Below are 18796 nucleotides of genomic sequence, written 5' to 3' on the forward strand. Positions count from 1 at the left end.
GCGTCAGTCGAGCTTACCCAGAAGGTCGAGCATTTCGGCTGGAATGTCCTCTTCCACGGTCTTTTGATAGACGGTGCGCAATGCGGCTCCCATGTCGCGATCCTTGGTCTGGACCTTGGCCGTTCCGGAAGCTTGCGGCGTTTTTGAAGACTCGTCGCCCGAACTCAATGTCGTCCCCCCTGAGCATCCGGCGAAAAACCGGGCATACCGGAAAATACCGGCCGGAGAAATCCGGTCGATCCGTCGCGCATACAGCCCGCGACGATAGCATGAAACAAAAGATCGTCTCGATTGTTCCACGTTCGATGCGAAAAAGCCCGGCACTCCCGTACGGGCATTGAATCGCGTTGCATTGGCGACACGCCCCTTCCAAAAGGGCGGCGCTTTCACGTCAGGAGACCCCGACAGCCATGTCGCTTGGACAGCAGCTTGCACCACACCTTCCTTTCCTGCGCCGTTACGGCCGCGCCCTGACCGGCAGCCAGTCGCACGGCGACCGCTACGTTCGCGCCACGCTGGAGGCGATCGTCGCGGCCCCCGCCGAATTCCCGCGCGACGTCGATCCGCGGCTCGGTCTCTACCGGACATTCCAGGCAATCTGGAATTCGACCAATTTTGACGAAACCCCCGAAAATTCGGGCGGCGAAGACTATGAATCGATCGCCCGCGCACGGTTGGCGCGGATGACACCCTTGTCGCGGCAGGCGCTGCTGCTGACCGCGATGGAGGGCTTCACGCCGGAGGACACCGCCTATCTGATCGAAGTCGATACGAGCGAAGTCGACAGTCTGGTCGCTGAGGCATTGTCGGAAATCGACAAGCAGACTCGCGCGCGCGTCTTGATCATCGAGGACGAGCCGATCATCGCGATGGATATCGAGGCGATCGTACGTGATCTGGGCCATGACGTGACCGGAGTTGCCGTGACCCGCGACGAGGCCGTCGCGCTGGCGATGGAGGATCGGCCCGGCCTGGTGCTGGCGGATATCCAACTCGCCGACGACAGTTCGGGTATCGACGCCGTCAAGGATATATTGGCGGAGTTCAGGGTGCCGGTGATCTTCATCACGGCTTTCCCGGAACGACTGCTGACCGGCGAGCGCCCCGAGCCGACGTTCCTGATTACCAAGCCGTTTCAGCGTTCGACGGTCAAGGCGGCGATCAGCCAGGCGCTGTTCTTCGATCAGGCGACTGTTCCAGTCGCCTGATCGGGCGGCTGGCGTCTCCCGAGCAAGGGAGCAAGACAAAAATGCTCCCGGCAGGATAACGATACGGACCCAAAACGGTTTTCGTTGGTTGACCCTGTATGACCGACCAAGAAGAAATCCATATCGATGGCCAGGACGCCCGCGCGGGCGCGACGCCGAAGATGACGCGCTATATTCTCGGCATCTCGCTGCCGCTGGTCATCATAATCTTTGCTCTTCTATTGCTTTGGCGCTGAGTCCAAGCAATTGAAATATGGGCGAGTGCTGGCTTTTGCCCGGCACTCGTCCTATGTTTGTCGCCAGCGATACGAAACGGATATGCATGACTGAGGCCGACGCGAACGACGACGACATCGGCCAGGAGCCGGTGGAGCACGTTCCGCTTTCAGATCCCGAGTTCAAGAAGGAGCTGGCGCAGGTCATTCCGCACTTGCGTGCCTTTGGCCGCTCGCTGTCGGGCAACCGCGACCTTGCCGACGATCTGGTGCAGGAAACGCTGATGAAGGCATGGGCGGCGCGGCAGCGCTTCCAGGCCGGCACCAACATGCGTGCCTGGACCTTCATCATCTTGCGCAACCTCTATCTCAGTCAGATGCGCCGGGCACGATTCAAAGGCGAATGGGACGATCTTGTCGCCGATCGCATTCTTGCCGCACCGGCAAGCCAGGACAAGCATGTCGAACTGGGTGATATGCAGCGCGCGCTGCTGCATTTGCCGCAGCCACAGCGTGAGGCACTGATTCTGGTCGGTGCGGGCGGGTTTGCCTATGAAGAAGCAGCAGAGATCTGCGGCGTCGCCGTGGGCACGATCAAAAGCCGCGTCGCACGCGGGCGCGTTGCGCTCGAAACGATCCTCAACGACGGATCGCTACCGTCCCGGCGGACGCACAATAACGAAGCGGGGATGACCGCGCTCGACACGATCATGGGTGATGTCGAAGAATTGAGCCGAGACCGGGGCTGACTCTGATTCAAGTCGGCGTGGTTCGACTTGAGGTCGTTCAGGAACGAGCGGGCGTCGCTTCCACCTGATCGAGGTTCTTCAGCAGTGCCGCGAAGTCTTCGGGCATGCCATCATGCTGGAACGCCGACCGTAACGCCCGGCCGATCATATCGCTGGCGCGCGGAGGCTCAACGATGAATATGCCCGCGGAATTTGCTCCTGAGGTCGGTGATAAAGGCTTCGACATGACCGCTAAACGCCTGGCATTGATATTTGTTGCTTGCCAAGACTTCACCACCCGGCCGATGCCCATAATGAATACATGACCAGCATGACGCCCGACCCCCGGATCATCGGCGCCGCAGCGCGAGCCGCGGCCGAGGCGCCGTTCCTGGCGATGATCATGGGGCGCGAACCCGAGATCGCGGCGCTTGCACAAAACGGGATATTGCCGGCGCTGGATGCGGTGTCGATCGTCGACCCTGCCATGCCGATCGCCCGCCGTCTCAGGCTGGAGCGCCGCCGCCTGGCATTGATCGTTGCGCTTGGCGACCTCGCCGGCGTGCTCGATCTGACCGCGGTCACGGGCGCGTTGAGCGATTTTGCCGACCGTGCGCTCGATACCGCGATCCGCACAGCGATCCTGGAGCGCACGCCGGATGCGGAACCGGCCGGCTTCGCAGCGATCGCGCTCGGCAAACAAGGCAGTCACGAGCTCAACTATTCGTCCGATATCGACCCGATCCTGATTTTCGACCCGGAGATACTCCCGCGCCGCGCGCGTGAAGAACCACAGGAGGCAGCGGTACGGATCGGCAAGCGGGTGGTCGAATTGCTCCAGGCCCGCGACGGTGACGGCTATGTGTTGCGCGTCGACCTTCGCTTGCGGCCTTCACCCGAGGCAACGCCGATCGCGCTGCCGGTGGATGCGGCGATTTCCTATTATGAATCGCAGGCGCTGCCATGGGAACGCGCCGCCTTTATCCGCGCGCGTGCGGCCGCCGGCGATATCGATCTGGGCCGCCGGTTCCTGGAGGCGGTGCGGCCATTCGTATGGCGGCGCGCGCTCGATTTCGGGGCGATCGGGGAGATCCGGGGCATTTCGCGCCGCATCCGCGACCATCATGCGCAAGGCCAGGCGTTCGGACCCGGTTTCGACCTGAAGCGCGGCCGGGGTGGTATCCGTGAAGTCGAATTTTTCGCGCAAATCCATCAGCTTATTCATGGCGGTCGCGATCCGGTGTTACGCGCTCCCGCCACCTGTGACGCATTGGCGCGGCTGGCCGAAGCGGGATGGATCCCGGCCGACGAGGCAATGGCGATGGCCGCCGCTTACACATTGTTTCGCACCGTCGAGCACCGCGTCCAGATGGTCGATGATCGTCAGACGCACCACCTGCCGGTCGGTGCGGCGCTGGATGGGGTCGCCCAGCTGCACGGCGTCGAAAATGGGGATGCATTGCTCGACCTGCTGCGCCCGCATGTCGCGAGCACCGCGCGAATCTATGATTCCATCGAACCTGAGGACAATAGCTCGCTGTCAAGCGACACGGACCGGCTTGCCGAACAACTGGCCGCCGCGGGATTTGCCGATATCGAGGGTGCGGTTCAGCGGATCGTGCAATGGCGCGCCGGTAGCTATGCCGCATTGCGCAGTCCGGCGGCGCTGGAAGCGCTGGAAGCCGTCCTGCCCGGGCTGATCGAGGCGCTGGGCACCTCGCCGGATCCACATGCCGCGATCCTGCGGCTCGACGCGATGCTCGCGCGCCTGCCAAGTGCGATCAATTTCCTGCGCCTGATCGAGGCGCGGCCCGCTTTGGCGCGGTTGCTCGGTGCGATCCTGAGCCACGCAGCACCGCTGGCGGAGGCGCTCGGGCGGCGGGCGGAACTGCTTGACGGATTGATCGATGCGACCGCGCTGGATCCGGTCGGGCCGGTCGATGTGCTGGCGGCCGAGATGTCGGCAGGAGAGGAGGATGCCGATTATCAGGCGCAACTCGATCATGTCCGCAAGATCGTCGGCGAAAAACGCTTCGCCCTGGGCGCGCAGATCGTTGCCGGCGCGAGCGATCCGCTCGACGTGGCGGCGGGATATGCGCGCGTCGCGGAGGCCGCGATCGAAGCGCTGGCGCATGCGACCGTCGCCGAATTCGCGCTTCGGCACGGCCGGGTACCGGACAGTGAGCTGGTCATTCTGGCGCTGGGGCGCATGGGCGGCGGGGTGATGACTCATGCATCGGACCTCGACCTGATCTATCTTTTTACCGGGGATTTTTCGGCTGAATCCGACGGGGAAAAACCCTTGGGTGCAGTGCTTTACTATAACAGGCTTGCACAGCGTCTTACCGCGGCACTGTCGGTCTCGACTGCTTCCGGGCCGCTCTATGAGGTCGATACGCGGCTGCGCCCGTCGGGCACGCAGGGCCCGCTCAGCGTCTCGCTGGACGGTTTTGCGCGCTATCAACGGGAAAGCGCCTGGACCTGGGAGCATATGGCGCTGACGCGGGCCCGGCCGGTGTTCGGATCGGCGGCGGCGCGCGCGGCAGTGGTTGCCGTGATCGACGATGTGCTGGCGGGTAACCGGCCGCGGCGCGACATCATCGCCGAGGCAGCGACGATGCGTGGCGAGATGGCGGCGCACAAACCGCCCCAGGGGCCGCTCGACGCCAAGCTTCTGCCGGGCGGGCTCGTGGATCTCGAATTCGCCGTGCACGTCGCCCAACTGACCCATCTCGACGGGTTCGACCCGCATCTCGGCCGGGCGATCGACCGGCTGATTGCCGCCGGTCTTGCGCCCGCCGCGATGAAGGCGGCGCATGATCTGCTCACCCGCATGATCGTCACGCTGCGGCTTGTCGCGCCGGAGGCGGAGACGCCCGCGCCGGCGACCCAGGCGCTGATCGCGCGCGCATTGGGGATGGAAAGCTGGGACGCAGCCATTGCCTCGTTCGAGCGGACGCGGCAGGAAGTCGAAGATTTCTGGCAGGCGGTATCGGGGAGAGCGTGAGTGGCAAAAATCGAGGAGGGCTCGAAACTCCCGGATGTCGGCCTGGCGACGCCGAGTGGCGGGCGGGTCAATCTGCGCGGCTATGCCGGCAAGCCTTTCGTGCTGTATTTCTATCCCAAGGACGATACCGCCGGCTGTACCCGCGAAGCGCAGGATTTCAGTCAACTCTATCCGGAATTCAGGGCGCTCGGTGCCGAGGTCCTTGGTGTGTCGCTGGATACGCCGGGCAAGCATCAGAAATTCATCGACAAATATGAACTGACCGTGCCGCTTGCGACCGACGATGAGCGCGCGGCGATCGAGGCGTTCGGCGTCTGGATCGAAAAGAGCCTGTACGGCAGAACCTATATGGGCATCGACCGCTCGACCTTTTTGTTCGATGCGAAAGGGGTGCTCGTACGAACGTGGCGACGGGTGCGGGTGCCGGGCCACGCCGCAGCGGTACTCGAGGCGGTCAAGGGGCTCGATTGAGGCCGTAAAGCGGTCGATCCGCTCGAGAGATTCGGCGCACAACGCACCAATGCGACATTGGTTCACGGATAATTTTGGGCGCGATTAAGCGAGTGTTCAACGACTCGCCGTGCGACTCAGCCGGTTTGCCCCGCTAACCCGTTCCAGCCCTTGCCGTACACTGACAACGTGAGTCAGAACCCGGTCGTCAAGAACGCGGAGGGGCTGCGATCGAGACGAAAAAAGAGCTGTCGGCATGTTTCGGCAACTCCAAAATAGGTCGCTGGGGACTCAATGAGCACAAATTCAGTTGCGTCAGCCGCGAAGTTTATCGCGCGGTTCCAGGCGTATTTTACCACTCGCGACGTGATTTTTCACGACGGCCGTGACCTTCGCCGGTTCAGCATCGGAGGCCGCACCCAGGCCCTGATGGCCGGGGTTGCCGGCATCACCCTGTGTTTTTCGGCATATGGCGTGGCGCAGGCCGCAGTCGGCGCAGTGGCACTGAGCGGTATCGTCGATGCCCCCTTGTCGCCCGAAGCCAAGGTTGCGCAGATGCAGGCCCGCGTCGCCAAGATGCAGGCGGATGTGGCCGCGATCAAGAATGTCGCCCAGGCTCATGCCACCCGGGTCGAGCAACGGCAGGCGTTGATCTCTGCGGTCATGACCGGCAAGGGCGATCCGCGCGTGCTGTCGATGACCGCACCGGCCATCGATCCCGCCGATGCCAAGGTCGCTGCCGATGTGATCAAGCCGCTGCAGCAGGTCGAGGCCCGTCAGATTTCGCTCGCCGTGAAGGCCCGCCAGGCCGCCGAGCAACGCTATGCAATGACCATCCAGCACGTCCGTCGCCTCGGCATCGCGCCGGAGCGTTTTGCGACCCGCGCTGCAAAGATGCCGGCGATGGGTGGCCCGTTCGAAGCCGCCGACAGCGCAGAAGCGACCGCCGAGGCCCGCGCCGACGTTCAGTTCCGCTCGCTGTTCATGACCTGGAAGAAGCTCGATTCGCTTGAACAGGGTGTGATCGCGATTCCATCGGCCCAGCCGGTCGAGCATCTCAGCTTCACCAGCAATTATGGCGTCCGTTCCGATCCGTTTCGCGGCACGGCGGCGATGCATGCCGGTGTCGATATTCCGGGCCCGCTCGGCACGCCGGTCTACGCCACTGCCGACGGCATCATCGGTCGCGCCGAACGCGCCGGTGGTTACGGCAATCTGGTCGAGATCAATCACGGCAAGGGCATCCAGACGCGTTACGGCCATCTGTCGAAGATCCTCGTCGCCGCCAATACCCGGGTGAAGCGTGGTCAGTTGATCGCGCTGATGGGTTCGACCGGCCGCTCGACCGGCAGCCATCTTCATTATGAAGTCCGCATCGACGGTCATGCGGTCAACCCGATCCCGTTCCTGCAGACCGCCGATTATCTGCAGGCGGTGCAGGATCGTGCGCTCAAGATGACGCCGACATCCATCGGCGGCCCTGCGGGCCAGTAAGTTTTCCTTCCCTCTCCCGATCGCGGGAGAAGGGAAGAAGTGATCGGCCGGTTGCCGTCACCCCCGCGACCGCCTATCTCCAATTCATGGCCACATTAGCTCAAGCCGAGATCACCCTGACGCCGTCGGCCGCGTCGCGCGTCGCCGCGATTGCCGCGCGACAGGGAAAGCCTGCCATCCTCAGGCTTGCGGTCGATGGCGGTGGTTGTTCCGGTTTCCAGTACAAATTCGAACTCGCCGATGCGGTCGCGGATGATGATGCGGTGGCGGAAACCGAGGCGGTCAAGCTGGTGGTCGATCCGGTCAGTCTCGATCTCGTGCGCGGTTGTGCGGTCGACTATGTCGAATCGCTTGGTGGTGCGGCGTTCAAGGTCGAGAATCCCAACGCTGCGTCGGGCTGCGGCTGCGGCTCGAGCTTTTCGGTCTGATCCGCTTTGAAGATCGTCACCTATAATGTGAACGGCATCAAGGCGCGCTTGCCGCGTCTGGTCGAGTATCTCGCCGAGCAGCAGCCCGATGTGGTGTGCCTGCAGGAGTTGAAATCGAGCGACGAGACCTTTCCCGAGGCGGACATCCGCGCGGCGGGATATGGCGCCGTGTGGCACGGCCAGAAGAGCTGGAACGGCGTCGCGGTGCTCGCCAGGGGCAGCGACCCGATCGAGCGGCAGCGCGGGCTGGCCGGCGAAACCGAGGACGACCATAGTCGTTATCTGGAAGCTGAGGTGGATGGCGTGGTGATTGCGTCGATCTACTTACCCAACGGTAACCCGCAACCTGGGCCGAAATTCGATTACAAGCTGCGCTGGATCGATCGTCTCGCTGCGCGCGCGCGCGAATTGCTGGTTGAAGAAAAGCCGGTGGTGCTGGCAGGCGACTATAATGTCATTCCCAATGACGACGACACGTTTTCGGTGCGCGCGATGCAGGATGATGCGCTGATGCAGCCCGAAAGCCGTGAAGGGTTCCGGCGTCTCGTCGCGCAGGGCTGGACCGATGCGCTGCGCACCCGCCATCCCAGGGGCGGCGTGTGGACCTTCTGGGATTATCAGGCCGGCGCGTGGCAACGCGATGCGGGCTTTCGGATCGACCATTTGCTGCTGAGTCCTATGGCTGCCGACCGGCTGGTCGATGCCGGTGTCGACAAGGAGTATCGCGCACGCGAAAAAGCGAGCGACCACGCGCCGACTTGGGCGCGGCTGCGCTGACCGGTGCCACGGTGAGCTTCGACTTGCAGAAGATGCTCCACCGCAAGGGTGAATTCGAAACGGCCCGGCTCGACGATTTTGCGTTTCGCGCGCGGGCACGGACGATGCGGTTGCTGGCGACGGCAATTGAGCGGAGTCCGGAGGATCTCGTTGCGCTGATCGCGACGATGGACGATGACGCGATACTCGGTCGCCTGGCTGACGACGGCGGAAGCAGCGTTGCGACGCGAATTCGGCGATCCCACCCCGGTAAGATTGGCGTGAAATATTTACTGATCGCGGTTTCGATGGGTTTGCTGTCGGGCACCGCCCAGGCGGCGGAGCGCGATTATTGCCCCGAACGCCCGGGCATCGGCACGCCCGCCTGCACGATCGCACCTGGACGCATCTCGCTTGAAACAGGGCTTGTCGACTGGACCCGCGAAGACGATTCGAGCACGCGTAGCGATACGATCCTGATCGGCGATACGCTGGTCCGGATCGGCCTGACCGACACGATCGAAGCGCAGCTGGGCTGGACGCCGTTTGGCCATGCACGGACCCGCGACAAGAACAGCGCGGCGATCGATCGCGCCAATCGGGTCGGCGATGTGCTGCTTGGTTTCAAGGCGAATGTGCACAATCCCGACGGCAGCGGATTTTCGGTCGCGGTTCATCCGTTCGTGACCTTACCGGTCGGGCGCGGACCGGTCGGGGCAGGGGATTGGGGCGCCGGCCTGGTCGTACCGGTAACCTATGATTTGAGCGATGCGCTCAATCTTGAACTCTCGCCCGAACTGGATGCGGCTGTGGACCAGGATGGCAACGGCCGGCACCTGGCATTCAGCGGCACGATGGGGCTGGGGGTTGCGATCACCCCGGCGGTGACGGGCACGGTCGAATTCCAGGCCTTGCGCGATGACGATCCCTCCGGGGCGACGACGCAGGCCTTGGCTGGCCTGTCGTTGGGGTGGATGGCGAATGACGCGCTGCAACTCGACATTGGCGGTGCGATTGGCCTCAATCATGCGAGTCCTGATAGCGAGATTTATCTCGGAATATCGCGTCGCTTTTAGGAAGTCGGCCACGCGCGCGTTAAAAATTCACCGCATCTTTTGATCGACGCGCGGGTGGACTGAAACGGCGCTCGGATAAAATGCCAATGATCAGCAAAAATTGCTGATCAACGGGATTATTTCGGACATCTTTCCGGCTGAAAATCAGCTAACTCATTGAAATTGCATCTGTAGAGTGTTTGGCATGGCTAATGCAGTAACACAGATGCGGCCGGGAGTAACGGTCCGCACCAAGCGGAGGAAATGATGACTAATTCTGTTCTTTTGGCCCTTGCAAGTGCCGTGCTGATGACTGCAACCCCTGCGCTCGCCGAAGGTCCGGTTGCGCCGGCCGTACCCGCTGCAAGCCCCACCCAGGCCGATCAGGCGAATGCCAAGCCCAAGACGGCCAAATATTGCGTGAAGGACACGCGTACCGGCAGCCGGCTGGAAACGACCCTGTGCCTGACCCGCGAGGATTGGCTGAAGCGTGGTTTCGATCCGCTCGAAAAGTGATCGGAGGCGGGAGCGGCCTGCGGTCCGGTTGCCGGACCGCGGGTTGCGCCCCCGAGCATCACAGCGTCTTTTCGTAAATCTCGTAGCGCCTGTTGACCGTGCACTCGATGATCTCGGCGATCGATCGCATTCCCTGGTTATCGTCGAGGATCCAGCCGATCTCGCCGCGTGACGCGCCGAAGTTCGCCACTGCATCGCGTCGGATATATTCGATCATCATCAGGGCGAGTTGACTGGCAAGGCGTGACGCCTGCAGCCGTTTGACCACACCCATCAAGGGCACGCGCATCGTGCGCACCTTCGGTGCGCGCAGCCAGAGCAGCAGCTTTGCCCAGCCGAACGGCAGCAAATTGCCGTTGAGCGGCTTGATCGCTTCATTGAGATCCGGAAGCGTGATCATGAACGCCACAGGTTCGCCATCGACCTCGGCGATGCGGATCAGATCCTCGAAAACGATCGGCTTCAGCTTCTTGCCGACATCGTCGATCTCGGGTTGAGTCAGCGGCACAAAGCCCCAATTGTCAGACCATGCGTCGTTGAGGATGGCCAGGATGGTCGCCGCCTCGTCGGCGAACTTCGCCTTGTTGACCTTGCGGATCACGATACGGCTATTTTTCTCCCCGGCGGCGACGATGCGCCCCACGATCGGGGGAATTCTTTCGTGATGTCGAGCTCATAGGTATAGAGCGTCTTCACGCCCCTATAGCCGGCTTCCTCGATCCAAGCCTGATAATGCGGCTTGTGATGGCCCATCATGACCGTTGGCGGGTGATCATGCCCTTCCACCAGCAGGCCGGGCTCTTCCCAGATCGACAGGCTGATCGGCCCCAGGGCGCGCGTCATGCCCTGTGCCTTGAGCCAGCCCTCGGCAGCCGCGATCAGCGCGCGCCAGGCGTTGTGATCCTCCGCCTCGATCATGCCCCAGCACCCCACGCCCGGGCCGAAGCCCTGTTCGGGCGGCAAGGTGAGCGCCAGCGTGTCGATATGCGCGGAAATGCGCCCGACCACCTGGTCGCCGCGCGTCGCGATGAACAATTGTCCGATTGCATGGCTGAACCAGCCATTCTTTTTGGGGTCGATCTTGCCCGCCTCTTCGGATTTCAGCGGCGGTACCCAATTGGGGTCGTCGCGGTTGAGCCGATAGGCGATGTCGATGAACGCCTTGCGGTCGCGCTTGGTGGCGACGGGGCGGATGGAGAGGGGCAGGGTGGCCAAGATGTGATCGCCTCTTTGCAGAAGGTGAGTGCAGTCCCGCTTGTGCATCATTCTGTCAAGCGGGCACCATGTCCGGACGCTCATGGACATGGGCTGCCACAGCGCCGCACCTGTTATTGCCACCATCCCGCCACTATCTTTGTGCAATGCACGGCCCCATGGACACCTCGCTTACCATCGATCGGCGTGCGCCAGCGGCACGCCCGGCTGACGCGGCCCGCGTCCGTGCGCAGGACATTGCCGACGACAAGGCCATGCTGCGCACCGCGGCGGAGCTCACGCGCGATCTCAATGCGCCGCGGCCCTGGATCTACTGGTCCGACCTGCTTGCCTCGGTCGTGATCGGCTTCGGCGCACTCGCCGCGGCGATCCTGGTTGCCCCGACTGGCTGGGCGATCGCGGCCGGCGTCGTTGCCGTGCTCGCTCTGTATCGTGCGGAAAGCTTCATTCACGAACTGACCCACTTCAAGCATGCGTCGCTGCCCGGCTTCCGTTTCGGCTGGAACGCACTGGCTGGTATCCCGCTGCTGGTGCCGTCCTTCATGTACGAAGGCGTGCACAATTTGCACCATGCGCGCACGCGCTACGGTACCGCCGAGGATCCCGAATATCTGCCGCTCGCGCTGATGAAGCCCTACACTCTGCCATTGTTCGTGCTGGCTGCCCTGCTCGCGCCGGTGGCGCTGCTGGTACGCTTCGCGATTCTGTCGCCGCTCTCGGCGATGTTCCCGGCCGTGCGGAAACTGGTGGTCGAGCGCTATTCGGCTTTGTCGATCAACCCCTCGTTCCGCCGTCGTGCACCCGAAGGCGCTGCCCGCAAGCAATGGCTGTGGCAGGAGGCTGCGGCGAGCGTCTGGGCGATTTCGCTGCTGACCATGGTTGCGACCGGGGTGGTGCCGCTGCGCGCCTTCCTGATCTTCCTCGCCGTCGCCTCCAGCGTCGCGGTGATCAACCAGATTCGCACCCTGGTTGCGCATCTGTGGGAGAATGAGGGTGAGGTGATGACCGTCACTGCTCAGTATCTCGATACGGTCAATGTGCCTCCGCCGGCGCTGCTGCCGATGCTGTGGGCGCCAGTCGGCCTGCGGTATCACGCGCTGCATCATTTGCTTCCCGGCGTGCCCTATCATGCGCTGGGTGAGGCGCATCGCCGCATCTCGGCGGCGCTGGATGCGCAGTCTCCCTATCACAAGGCGAGCTATCCCGGCCTTCCCGGCCTGGTTGCCAAGATCGCGCGCAGCACCATGGGTGTGCGCTAGGGCGCTGAGCGTTTAATCTGATCGGGTCGTGCCGGGCGGAGACCGCTTGGGCGACGCGACATCGAAATCTCAGGAGAAGAGCATCGGCGCGGGAGTCCCATCGGCGATCGATGGGCTTGATGTCCCAAATCTCCGCCGGTTCCGCGTGGGAGGGTGGTTCTCTTTATCTAAGTAGCTGATATATAATGAATTTTGAAGGAGCCTCGTCGAGGGGCTGGCAAGGAGATATGGGACACGACCGGTGTCCCATATCTCCTTGCCAGCCCCTGTGGCCCCGTCCCCGGCAGCAAATTATAGGGATCATCTCATCGGGATCATGGCGAGAAGATATGGGACATATCCGGTGTCCCATATCTCCCCATCGCTCGTCCCCGCAGCCCCTGTCTCCGGTAGCGATTCAACCCTGCAACTGGATCCGGCATGTTCGCCCATGCCGGACTTATACCGGCACGCTCTTTCTCAGTGTCGAACACAGCCTGCTGTATTCCGGGTCAGCGTCGGTGGTTCCTATTCCTCGGTACGCACCAGCACCGCTTCGCCGATCAGCAGGAACAGGAAGAACGGTGCCCAGGCGGCGAGGAAGGGCGGATAGGCACCGAGATTGCCCATCGCCAGGGCGAAATTGTCCGCCACGAAGAAGGTGAAGCCAAGCATCATGCCGATCACGGCGCGCAGGAACAGCTTGCCCGACCGTGCCACGCCGAACGCCGCGACTGCGCCGAGCAGGGGCATCAGGACCGACGATAACGGCCCCGACAATTTGTGCCATGCGGCGCCTTCCAGCGCCTGGGTCGGTCGTCCGGCGTCGGCCAGGTCGCTGATCGCCGATCGAAGCGACCCGAACGACAGGCCGTCGGCGTCGACGCTCGCCAGCGTGAACTGATCGGGTCGGACGCCCTGCGCGACCACGATCGTGCCGAGACTGATCAGCTTGCCGGTCTGGACGTTGAAGCGCTTCGCACCTTCGATCCGCCAGGCCTTGCCGGTAAAGGTCCCGCGGACCGCCTCGATAATCCCGACCAGATTGCCCTTTTCGCGGTCGTACAGCCTCACGCCGCGCAATTGGGCGGTCGCGCCTCTGCCTCTGATCTGATCGACCTGGATCAGGTCGTCGCCGTCGCGCACCCACACATTCATGCGGTCGCCACGATCGATCGGCAGCGGCCCGTAATCGACCTTTTGCCATTGATTGAGCGTGGCGGTAGCGCGCGAGACGATGCGGTCGTTGAAGGTGAAGGAAATGACCGCCACGGCAAAGCTGGCGATGATCAGCGGTGCCAGCACCTGGTGCGCCGACAGCCCCGATGCCTTGAGTGCGATGATTTCGCTATTCTGGTTCATCGTGGTCAGCGTCAGGATGGTGCCGAGCAGCACCGAGAAAGGCAGCACGAAGGCGATGATCTGCGGCGCGCGCAAGCTGACATATCGCCACACCTCGGCATCGCCATTGCCGGCATATTCGAGGATCTTGCCCGACTGGCCGAGCAGGTCGAGCGCCTGCAGCACCAGCACCATGGCGGCGAGGATCGCGAAGGTCCGGACCACGAACAGCCGCGCCATGTAGATGGCGACGACGCGTGACGGAAAGAATCGCAGGAAGCTCATGGCGCACTCGCCTCGGGAATGCGTCGTCCGGGCATCCACCGCCCGATCGCCTTGCCGATCTTGGAGAAGACGCGTTCGAGTGCGCCGATCGGCTGGCCATCGGGCACATAGGCGATGGTGTAGAACATCCACAGCACCAGCGCCGCGAAGAACAGGAACGGCGTCCATAGCGCGATCAGCGGATCGATCCGGCCCAGGCCCCCGATCGCCTCGGCATACTGGTTCACCTTGTGATAGGTCACCACCATCACGATCGCCAGGAACACGCCAAGTGCCGAGGATGACCGCTTCGGCGGTACGCCCAGCGCCAGCGCGAGCAATGGCAGCAGGAACATCGTCGATACTTCGACCACGCGGAAATGGAACGCCGAGCGGCTGGTGTCGCGCAGTTCCGCATTGGATCCCGGGTCCCGGCCAATCCGCGCCAGTTCGGGCAGGGTCAGTTCCAGGTTGCGCTCACCGCGCCGGCGGAAGTTGCCATATTGGGGCAGCGGGATTGGCAAATTGTGCGTGCTGAAGGTCAGCACGCGCGGCGTGGCGATTCCCGGTGCTTCATTGACCAGCACGCCATTGCTGAGCTGGAAGACGATTTCCTCCGGATTGTCGGTGGCCAGGAACTTGCCGCTCTCCGCCGTCACGGCATAGGAACTGCCGGTTTTCGACACTGCCTTGACGAAGATGCCGGAGAGTTTGCGACCCTCGTCGCGGCTCTTCTCGATCCGGACCGTCATCTTGTCGCTGAAATGCGTGAACTCGCCGACCTTGATCGAGGCGCCGAGCGCACCGGTGCGCAGTTCGAAGCGCAATCCTTCATAGGCATAGCGCGCATAGGGCTGGACGAAGCCGACGATCGCCAGGTTGATCGCAGCGAGGACGATCGCGAACATGTAGGGCACGCGCAGCAGCCGCCAATAGCTCATACCCACGCCGCGCATGACGTCGAGTTCCGAGGTCGTGGCCAGCTTGCGGAACGCAAGCAATACGCCGAGCAACAGGCCGATCGGGATGCCGAGCCCGAGATATTCGGGCAGCAGATTGGCCAGCATCTTCCATACCACGGCCACCGGCCCGCCTTCGGTCGCGACGAAGTCGAACAGCCGCAGCATGCGATCGAGCACCAGCAGCATCGCCGAAATGACGAGCGTGGAGATCAGCGGCACCGCGACAAGCCGGACCATGTAGCGATCGATGGATTTCATCGGGCGGGGGACGGGCTTTCAAGAAAAGGCGGGCGAGAAGGGCGGAACCGTATCGACCGGCTATATCGGGGGCGCGACGCTACGTCACCGGAAAATCATTCGGCCGCGATACTGTGCGGCGCGGCAGGGCGCTCGACTGCCATCGCCGCTACGATGCCACGCTCGAGCGCCGCCATGGTGAAGGGCTTGCGCAGGACATGATGGCCGCCGAATTCCGCTTCGCTCGCCTCGCCCGCAAAGCCGGTCACGAACAATACCGCGACATGGCGATAGTCCGGAGCCAGTGCGGCAATCATCTCCGGCCCGGTCTGACCGGGCATCAGCACGTCCGACATGATCAGGTCGATATGCCCCGTGCTCTGCAGCAGTGCGGGCGCGGCCAGCGGGTCGCCACAGGCGATCGCGCGGTGACCGAGCTCCTCCAGCGCGCCCATCGTCGCGGCGAGCACGCGCTCATCGTCTTCGACCACCAGGATATCGAGCGCCAAGGGCGCCACGGGCTCGGGCACTGCTGCAATCTGCTCGGCTTTCGATACGGAAGCGGTTGCGTCCCGCGGCAGATAAAGGGTCACGGTCGTGCCCTTGCCGGGTTCGGACTGCAGGCCGATTTCACCCTCGGCCTGACGCACGAACGCGAAAATCTGGCTCAGGCCCAGGCCGGTACCCTTGCCCACCGGCTTGGTGGTGAAGAAGGGTTCGAACACGCGCTCCATCACTTCCGGCGTCATGCCGCAGCCCGTGTCGGACACTGCGATCGTGACATATTCGCCTGCCGGGCAGCGCCCGACCGCATGTTCGGCCAGTGCCGTGCCGGACGTGACAATGGTCAGCGTACCGCGACCCTCCATCGCGTCGCGCGCATTGACCGCGAGATTGAGAATGACATTTTCAAGCTGATGGCGATCGGCATGAGTCAGCCATCCCCGGCCGATATCGCGCGCGACCACCGTAATCGCGTCGCCAAGCGTACGGTCGAGCAGGTCGGACATGCCCGTGATCAGCTCGCCGGCCGCGATCGGCTCGAGGCGAAGCGATTCCTCGCGCGAGAAGGCGAGCAATTGCCGGGTCAGCGCGGCGGCACGGTTCGCGCCCTCCATCGCGCTTTCGATATGACGCAGTGCCGGGCTGGAATGATTGTGCAATTGCCGCTTGGCGAGTTCCAGTCCACCGAGAACTACCGCAAGCATATTATTGAAATCATGCGCGATACCGCCGGTAAGTTGGCCCACGGCTTCCATCTTCTGGACCTGGCGGAGCTTGCCTTCCTGCTGGCGTAGTTCGGCGGTCGCCTGAGTCACCGCCTCTTCGAGTTCATGCGCGCGCTCGCGCTCGGCCTCGGCCTCGGCCCGGGCGCTGGCGCGCTGGCCGAGTGCTTCGACGGTCAGCCAGCCAAGTGCGATCGCGCCAAGCACGATCAAGATGCCGAATACCACCAGCACCTTGGCAACGCTGTTCGATTGATCGACCGAGCGCATTGCCGCGCCGGTCCGGCGGTCGAGCAGCAGGCGTTCCTGGGCGATGATGCCGTCGAGCTGCTGGTTGATCTCGGTCAGCGAGATCGCCTTGCGCGCCTGATAATAGCGCGCGAGCGCCTGGTTGTTCTGGCCGTAATTGGTACTCAGCGCGGTCAGCGACAATTCGGCGCCGCGCGCATTATAGGCGCGGCGCAATGCGTCGATTCGCGCCTGTTGCGGGGGATTGTCATTGGTGACCTGGTCGAGCCGGGTGATCTGCTGCCCGGCCAATTGCCACTCGTCGAAATAGAGCCGCCCGAGCGACTTGTCGGCGCTGATCACGTAGCGGCCGAGCGACGCCTCGGACCGCGCGATCGTCCCCGACAAAGTGCGCGCCAGGATCATCACTTCATAGCTGTGCGACTGGGCGCGGATCGCCCGGTCGCGCTGGCGGTTCGCCTCGCCCAGGGTGACGATCAGCGCGACAAGCACGATCGCGCCCAGCAGCGCCACCACGACCAGCATGATGGTGCGCCAGGGTGTCGGCGGTTTTGCCGAAACCTCTATCTCGCCCTCGATCCCACTCATTACGTGCAAATCTACACTTTCACGCAACTCTAGGGAAGCCGCCGTTATCGTCTAGCGGATCACGCCCACGGCCTGGCCGGCTGCCTTGAACATGCCGAGGATCGCATCGATTTGCTCGGTCGTATGTTCGGCGCAGAGCGAACAGCGCAGCAAATAGGTGCCGGCGGGCGTCGCTGGCGGGCGTGCCATGTTGACGTACAGGCCGCCGTGAAGCAGCGCCTGCCACATCGTCACCGCCTGCTCCTGATCCTCCAGGATCACCGCAATGATCGCGCTGTCGGGTTTTTCAGTGCCGAGCTTGAAACCCATCGCGGTCAGGCCGCCATGCAATTTACGAGCATTTTCCCATAGATGCTGGCGCTTGTTATGGGCGTAGCGCAGCTTGCGGATCGACGCGGCGGCAGTGGCGACGACGGACGGCGGCAGTGAGGCCGTGAAGATATAGGGGCGGCAGGCGAGGCGGATCGCCTCGAACTTCGGGTGATTGGAGACGCAGAAGCCGCCGACCGTTCCGACCGATTTGGAGAAGGTGCCGACGATGAAATCGACATCGCCTTCGCAGCCCTGCTCCTCATACACGCCGCGGCCATTGGGGCCGTAAAAGCCCATCGAATGCGCCTCGTCGGACAGCACCATCGCGCCATGCTTCTTGGCAACCGCGACCATTTCCTTGAGCGGCGCGATATCGCCCAGCATCGAATAGACCCCCTCGAGCACGACCAGCTTGCCCGGCTCCTTGGGCAGGCGGCCGAGCCGTTTGTCGAGGTCCTCGACGCTGTTGTGGCGGAAACGGACGATCTCGGCATTGCCCTGCTGGCAGCCGTCATAGATCGAGGCATGGCTGTCGGCGTCGAGGATGACATATTCGCCCTTGCCGGCGAGCGTCGAGATCATGCCGAGATTGGCCATATAGCCGGTCGAGAAGACGATCGCTCCGGTCACGCCATAGAATTCGCGCAGCGCTTCCTCGACATCCATATGGTCGCGGAACGTGCCGTTGAGCATGCGCGACCCGTTGGTGCCCGAGCCGAACTGGTCAAGCGCGTCCTTGCCCGCCTGGATCACGTCGGGATCGAAGGTCATGCCCATATAATTATAGGTGCCGAGCAGGATCGTGTCCTTGCCGTTGATCACCGCTTCGGTCGGTGATTTCACCTTCTCCATCACGATCGCGAACGGATCGGTGACGCCGGTGTCGATCAGCGCCTGGCGTTCGGCGATCAGGCCGTCGAACTTCGACATCAGGTCGCGTTCCGGCGCGATCACGGCCGGATCGGCGGGCAGTTTCTCGGTGGTCTGGCCGGCATCGGTCATCGGGTCAGGCTTTCAGCTTCGCAACGGCATCGACGAGCTGGCCGACGGTCTCGATCTCGGCCTGCATGTTCATCGTGATGATGATTTCGAACTCGTCTTCGATCGCCGCGACGAAATCCATCACGGTCAGGCTGTCCCATTCGAGATCGCCCTGGAACGTCGTCGCGTCCGACAGTGCCGTGCCCTTTTTGTTGAACGGCTCGATCTGGGCGACGACGGTGTCGAAAATCTGGCTGCGGTCGCTCATGATGTTCCTAACATGACATATCGGGTGTGATGGATCGGCGCCATCCGTGACAAGCAAA

General features: G+C 63.1%; 18 protein-coding genes and 1 pseudogene. 11 read left to right on the plus strand and 8 right to left on the minus strand.

The features are described 5' to 3' along the window. Positions 1-3: 3 nt before the first annotated feature. Positions 4-390 (minus strand): NepR family anti-sigma factor, encoded by a 387-nt coding sequence (locus H3Z74_RS24310; RefSeq protein WP_229726892.1) that lies wholly within the window; start codon positions 388-390, stop codon positions 4-6. Between the two features lie 20 nt (positions 391-410). On the opposite strand from H3Z74_RS24310, the gene H3Z74_RS04840 reads away from it, so the two are divergent. The 3 genes from H3Z74_RS04840 (at position 411) to H3Z74_RS04850 (ending at position 2172) form a co-directional block, all read left to right on the plus strand. Beyond that, a complete protein-coding gene (locus H3Z74_RS04840; protein WP_187762837.1) occupies positions 411-1208 on the plus strand; it encodes a response regulator in 798 nt (265 codons plus the stop codon). A gap of 98 nt (positions 1209-1306) precedes the next feature. After that, positions 1307-1444, plus strand: a complete 138-nt coding sequence (locus H3Z74_RS04845) for a hypothetical protein (protein WP_187762838.1) — start codon at positions 1307-1309, stop codon at positions 1442-1444. 86 nt (positions 1445-1530) lie between these two features. Beyond that, complete coding sequence (locus H3Z74_RS04850) at positions 1531-2172, plus strand: sigma-70 family RNA polymerase sigma factor (RefSeq protein ID WP_187762839.1); 642 nt, start codon at positions 1531-1533, stop codon at positions 2170-2172. 37 nt (positions 2173-2209) lie between these two features. On the opposite strand, the gene H3Z74_RS04855 is transcribed toward H3Z74_RS04850, so the two are convergent. Then, entirely contained in the window at positions 2210-2464 is a 255-nt protein-coding gene (locus tag H3Z74_RS04855) for a hypothetical protein (protein ID WP_187762840.1), read from the minus strand. A gap of 9 nt (positions 2465-2473) precedes the next feature. Between H3Z74_RS04855 and glnE the strand changes: the two genes are divergently transcribed. From glnE to H3Z74_RS04890, 7 genes are all read left to right on the plus strand, one after another. Continuing rightward, entirely contained in the window at positions 2474-5158 is a 2685-nt protein-coding gene (gene glnE / locus H3Z74_RS04860) for a bifunctional [glutamate--ammonia ligase]-adenylyl-L-tyrosine phosphorylase/[glutamate--ammonia-ligase] adenylyltransferase (protein ID WP_390901768.1), read from the plus strand. Beyond that, a complete protein-coding gene (locus H3Z74_RS04865) occupies positions 5159-5629 on the plus strand; it encodes a peroxiredoxin (protein WP_187762841.1) in 471 nt (156 codons plus the stop codon). It begins immediately after the preceding gene. A gap of 273 nt (positions 5630-5902) precedes the next feature. Next, complete coding sequence (locus H3Z74_RS04870; protein WP_187762842.1) at positions 5903-7102, plus strand: M23 family metallopeptidase; 1200 nt, start codon at positions 5903-5905, stop codon at positions 7100-7102. Positions 7103-7188: 86 nt separating this feature from the next. Further along, on the plus strand, positions 7189-7530 hold the full coding sequence (gene erpA, locus H3Z74_RS04875; RefSeq protein ID WP_187762843.1) for an iron-sulfur cluster insertion protein ErpA: 342 nt from the start codon (positions 7189-7191) through the stop codon (positions 7528-7530). Between the two features lie 6 nt (positions 7531-7536). Further along, on the plus strand, positions 7537-8307 hold the full coding sequence (gene xth / locus H3Z74_RS04880) for an exodeoxyribonuclease III (RefSeq protein WP_187762844.1): 771 nt from the start codon (positions 7537-7539) through the stop codon (positions 8305-8307). Then, entirely contained in the window at positions 8289-9362 is a 1074-nt protein-coding gene (locus H3Z74_RS04885; protein ID WP_229726893.1) for a transporter, read from the plus strand. The genes xth and H3Z74_RS04885 overlap by 19 nt, the downstream gene beginning before the upstream one ends. A 288-nt stretch (positions 9363-9650) precedes the next feature. After that, a complete protein-coding gene (locus H3Z74_RS04890) occupies positions 9651-9857 on the plus strand; it encodes a hypothetical protein (protein WP_187762845.1) in 207 nt (68 codons plus the stop codon). 58 nt (positions 9858-9915) lie between these two features. Here H3Z74_RS04890 and H3Z74_RS04895 read toward each other — a convergent pair. Further along, positions 9916-11120 (minus strand): annotated as a pseudogene (locus H3Z74_RS04895) (N-acetyltransferase). Positions 11121-11230: 110 nt separating this feature from the next. On the opposite strand from H3Z74_RS04895, the gene H3Z74_RS04900 reads away from it, so the two are divergent. Further along, positions 11231-12331 carry a fatty acid desaturase family protein gene (locus H3Z74_RS04900; RefSeq protein WP_187764173.1) on the plus strand — a complete coding sequence of 367 codons (1101 nt, stop codon included), beginning with the start codon at positions 11231-11233 and terminating at the stop codon, positions 12329-12331. A 507-nt stretch (positions 12332-12838) separates the two neighbouring features. Here H3Z74_RS04900 and lptG read toward each other — a convergent pair. The 5 genes from lptG to H3Z74_RS04925 all read right to left on the minus strand — a co-directional run bounded on the left by lptG (position 12839) and on the right by H3Z74_RS04925 (position 18738). Next, positions 12839-13936: an LPS export ABC transporter permease LptG gene (gene lptG / locus H3Z74_RS04905; RefSeq protein ID WP_187762846.1), complete on the minus strand. Its 1098-nt coding sequence runs from the start codon at positions 13934-13936 to the stop codon at positions 12839-12841. Beyond that, positions 13933-15135 carry an LPS export ABC transporter permease LptF gene (gene lptF / locus H3Z74_RS04910; protein WP_187762847.1) on the minus strand — a complete coding sequence of 401 codons (1203 nt, stop codon included), beginning with the start codon at positions 15133-15135 and terminating at the stop codon, positions 13933-13935. The genes lptG and lptF overlap by 4 nt, the downstream gene beginning before the upstream one ends. 95 nt (positions 15136-15230) lie before the next feature. Next, positions 15231-17177, minus strand: coding sequence for an ATP-binding protein (locus H3Z74_RS04915; RefSeq protein WP_187762848.1), 1947 nt, complete (start codon positions 17175-17177; stop codon positions 15231-15233). A 51-nt stretch (positions 17178-17228) separates the two neighbouring features. Next, complete coding sequence (spt, locus tag H3Z74_RS04920; protein ID WP_187762849.1) at positions 17229-18491, minus strand: serine palmitoyltransferase; 1263 nt, start codon at positions 18489-18491, stop codon at positions 17229-17231. A gap of 4 nt (positions 18492-18495) precedes the next feature. Further along, entirely contained in the window at positions 18496-18738 is a 243-nt protein-coding gene (locus tag H3Z74_RS04925) for an acyl carrier protein (protein WP_187762850.1), read from the minus strand. Positions 18739-18796: the final 58 nt, after the last annotated feature.

The sequence above is a fragment of the Sphingomonas alpina genome, assembly GCF_014490665.1.
Lineage (GTDB): Bacteria > Pseudomonadota > Alphaproteobacteria > Sphingomonadales > Sphingomonadaceae > Sphingomonas > Sphingomonas alpina.

Bases quoted from the DNA above. Each gene is read 5' to 3' on its own strand.
- H3Z74_RS04850 (WP_187762839.1), top strand. From the start codon at position 1,531: ATGACTGAGGCCGACGCGAACGACGACGACATCGGCCAGGAGCCGGTG.
- H3Z74_RS04890 (WP_187762845.1), top strand. From the start codon at position 9,651: ATGACTGCAACCCCTGCGCTCGCCGAAGGTCCGGTTGCGCCGGCCGTA.
- spt (WP_187762849.1), bottom strand. From the start codon at position 18,491: ATGACCGATGCCGGCCAGACCACCGAGAAACTGCCCGCCGATCCGGCC.
- H3Z74_RS04855 (WP_187762840.1), bottom strand. From the start codon at position 2,464: ATGGGCATCGGCCGGGTGGTGAAGTCTTGGCAAGCAACAAATATCAAT.
- H3Z74_RS04915 (WP_187762848.1), bottom strand. From the start codon at position 17,177: ATGAGTGGGATCGAGGGCGAGATAGAGGTTTCGGCAAAACCGCCGACA.
- lptF (WP_187762847.1), bottom strand. From the start codon at position 15,135: ATGAAATCCATCGATCGCTACATGGTCCGGCTTGTCGCGGTGCCGCTG.
- H3Z74_RS04925 (WP_187762850.1), bottom strand. From the start codon at position 18,738: ATGAGCGACCGCAGCCAGATTTTCGACACCGTCGTCGCCCAGATCGAG.
- H3Z74_RS04845 (WP_187762838.1), top strand. From the start codon at position 1,307: ATGACCGACCAAGAAGAAATCCATATCGATGGCCAGGACGCCCGCGCG.
- H3Z74_RS04870 (WP_187762842.1), top strand. From the start codon at position 5,903: ATGAGCACAAATTCAGTTGCGTCAGCCGCGAAGTTTATCGCGCGGTTC.
- lptG (WP_187762846.1), bottom strand. From the start codon at position 13,936: ATGAGCTTCCTGCGATTCTTTCCGTCACGCGTCGTCGCCATCTACATG.
- erpA (WP_187762843.1), top strand. From the start codon at position 7,189: ATGGCCACATTAGCTCAAGCCGAGATCACCCTGACGCCGTCGGCCGCG.
- H3Z74_RS04840 (WP_187762837.1), top strand. From the start codon at position 411: ATGTCGCTTGGACAGCAGCTTGCACCACACCTTCCTTTCCTGCGCCGT.
- H3Z74_RS04900 (WP_187764173.1), top strand. From the start codon at position 11,231: ATGGACACCTCGCTTACCATCGATCGGCGTGCGCCAGCGGCACGCCCG.
- glnE (WP_390901768.1), top strand. From the start codon at position 2,474: ATGACCAGCATGACGCCCGACCCCCGGATCATCGGCGCCGCAGCGCGA.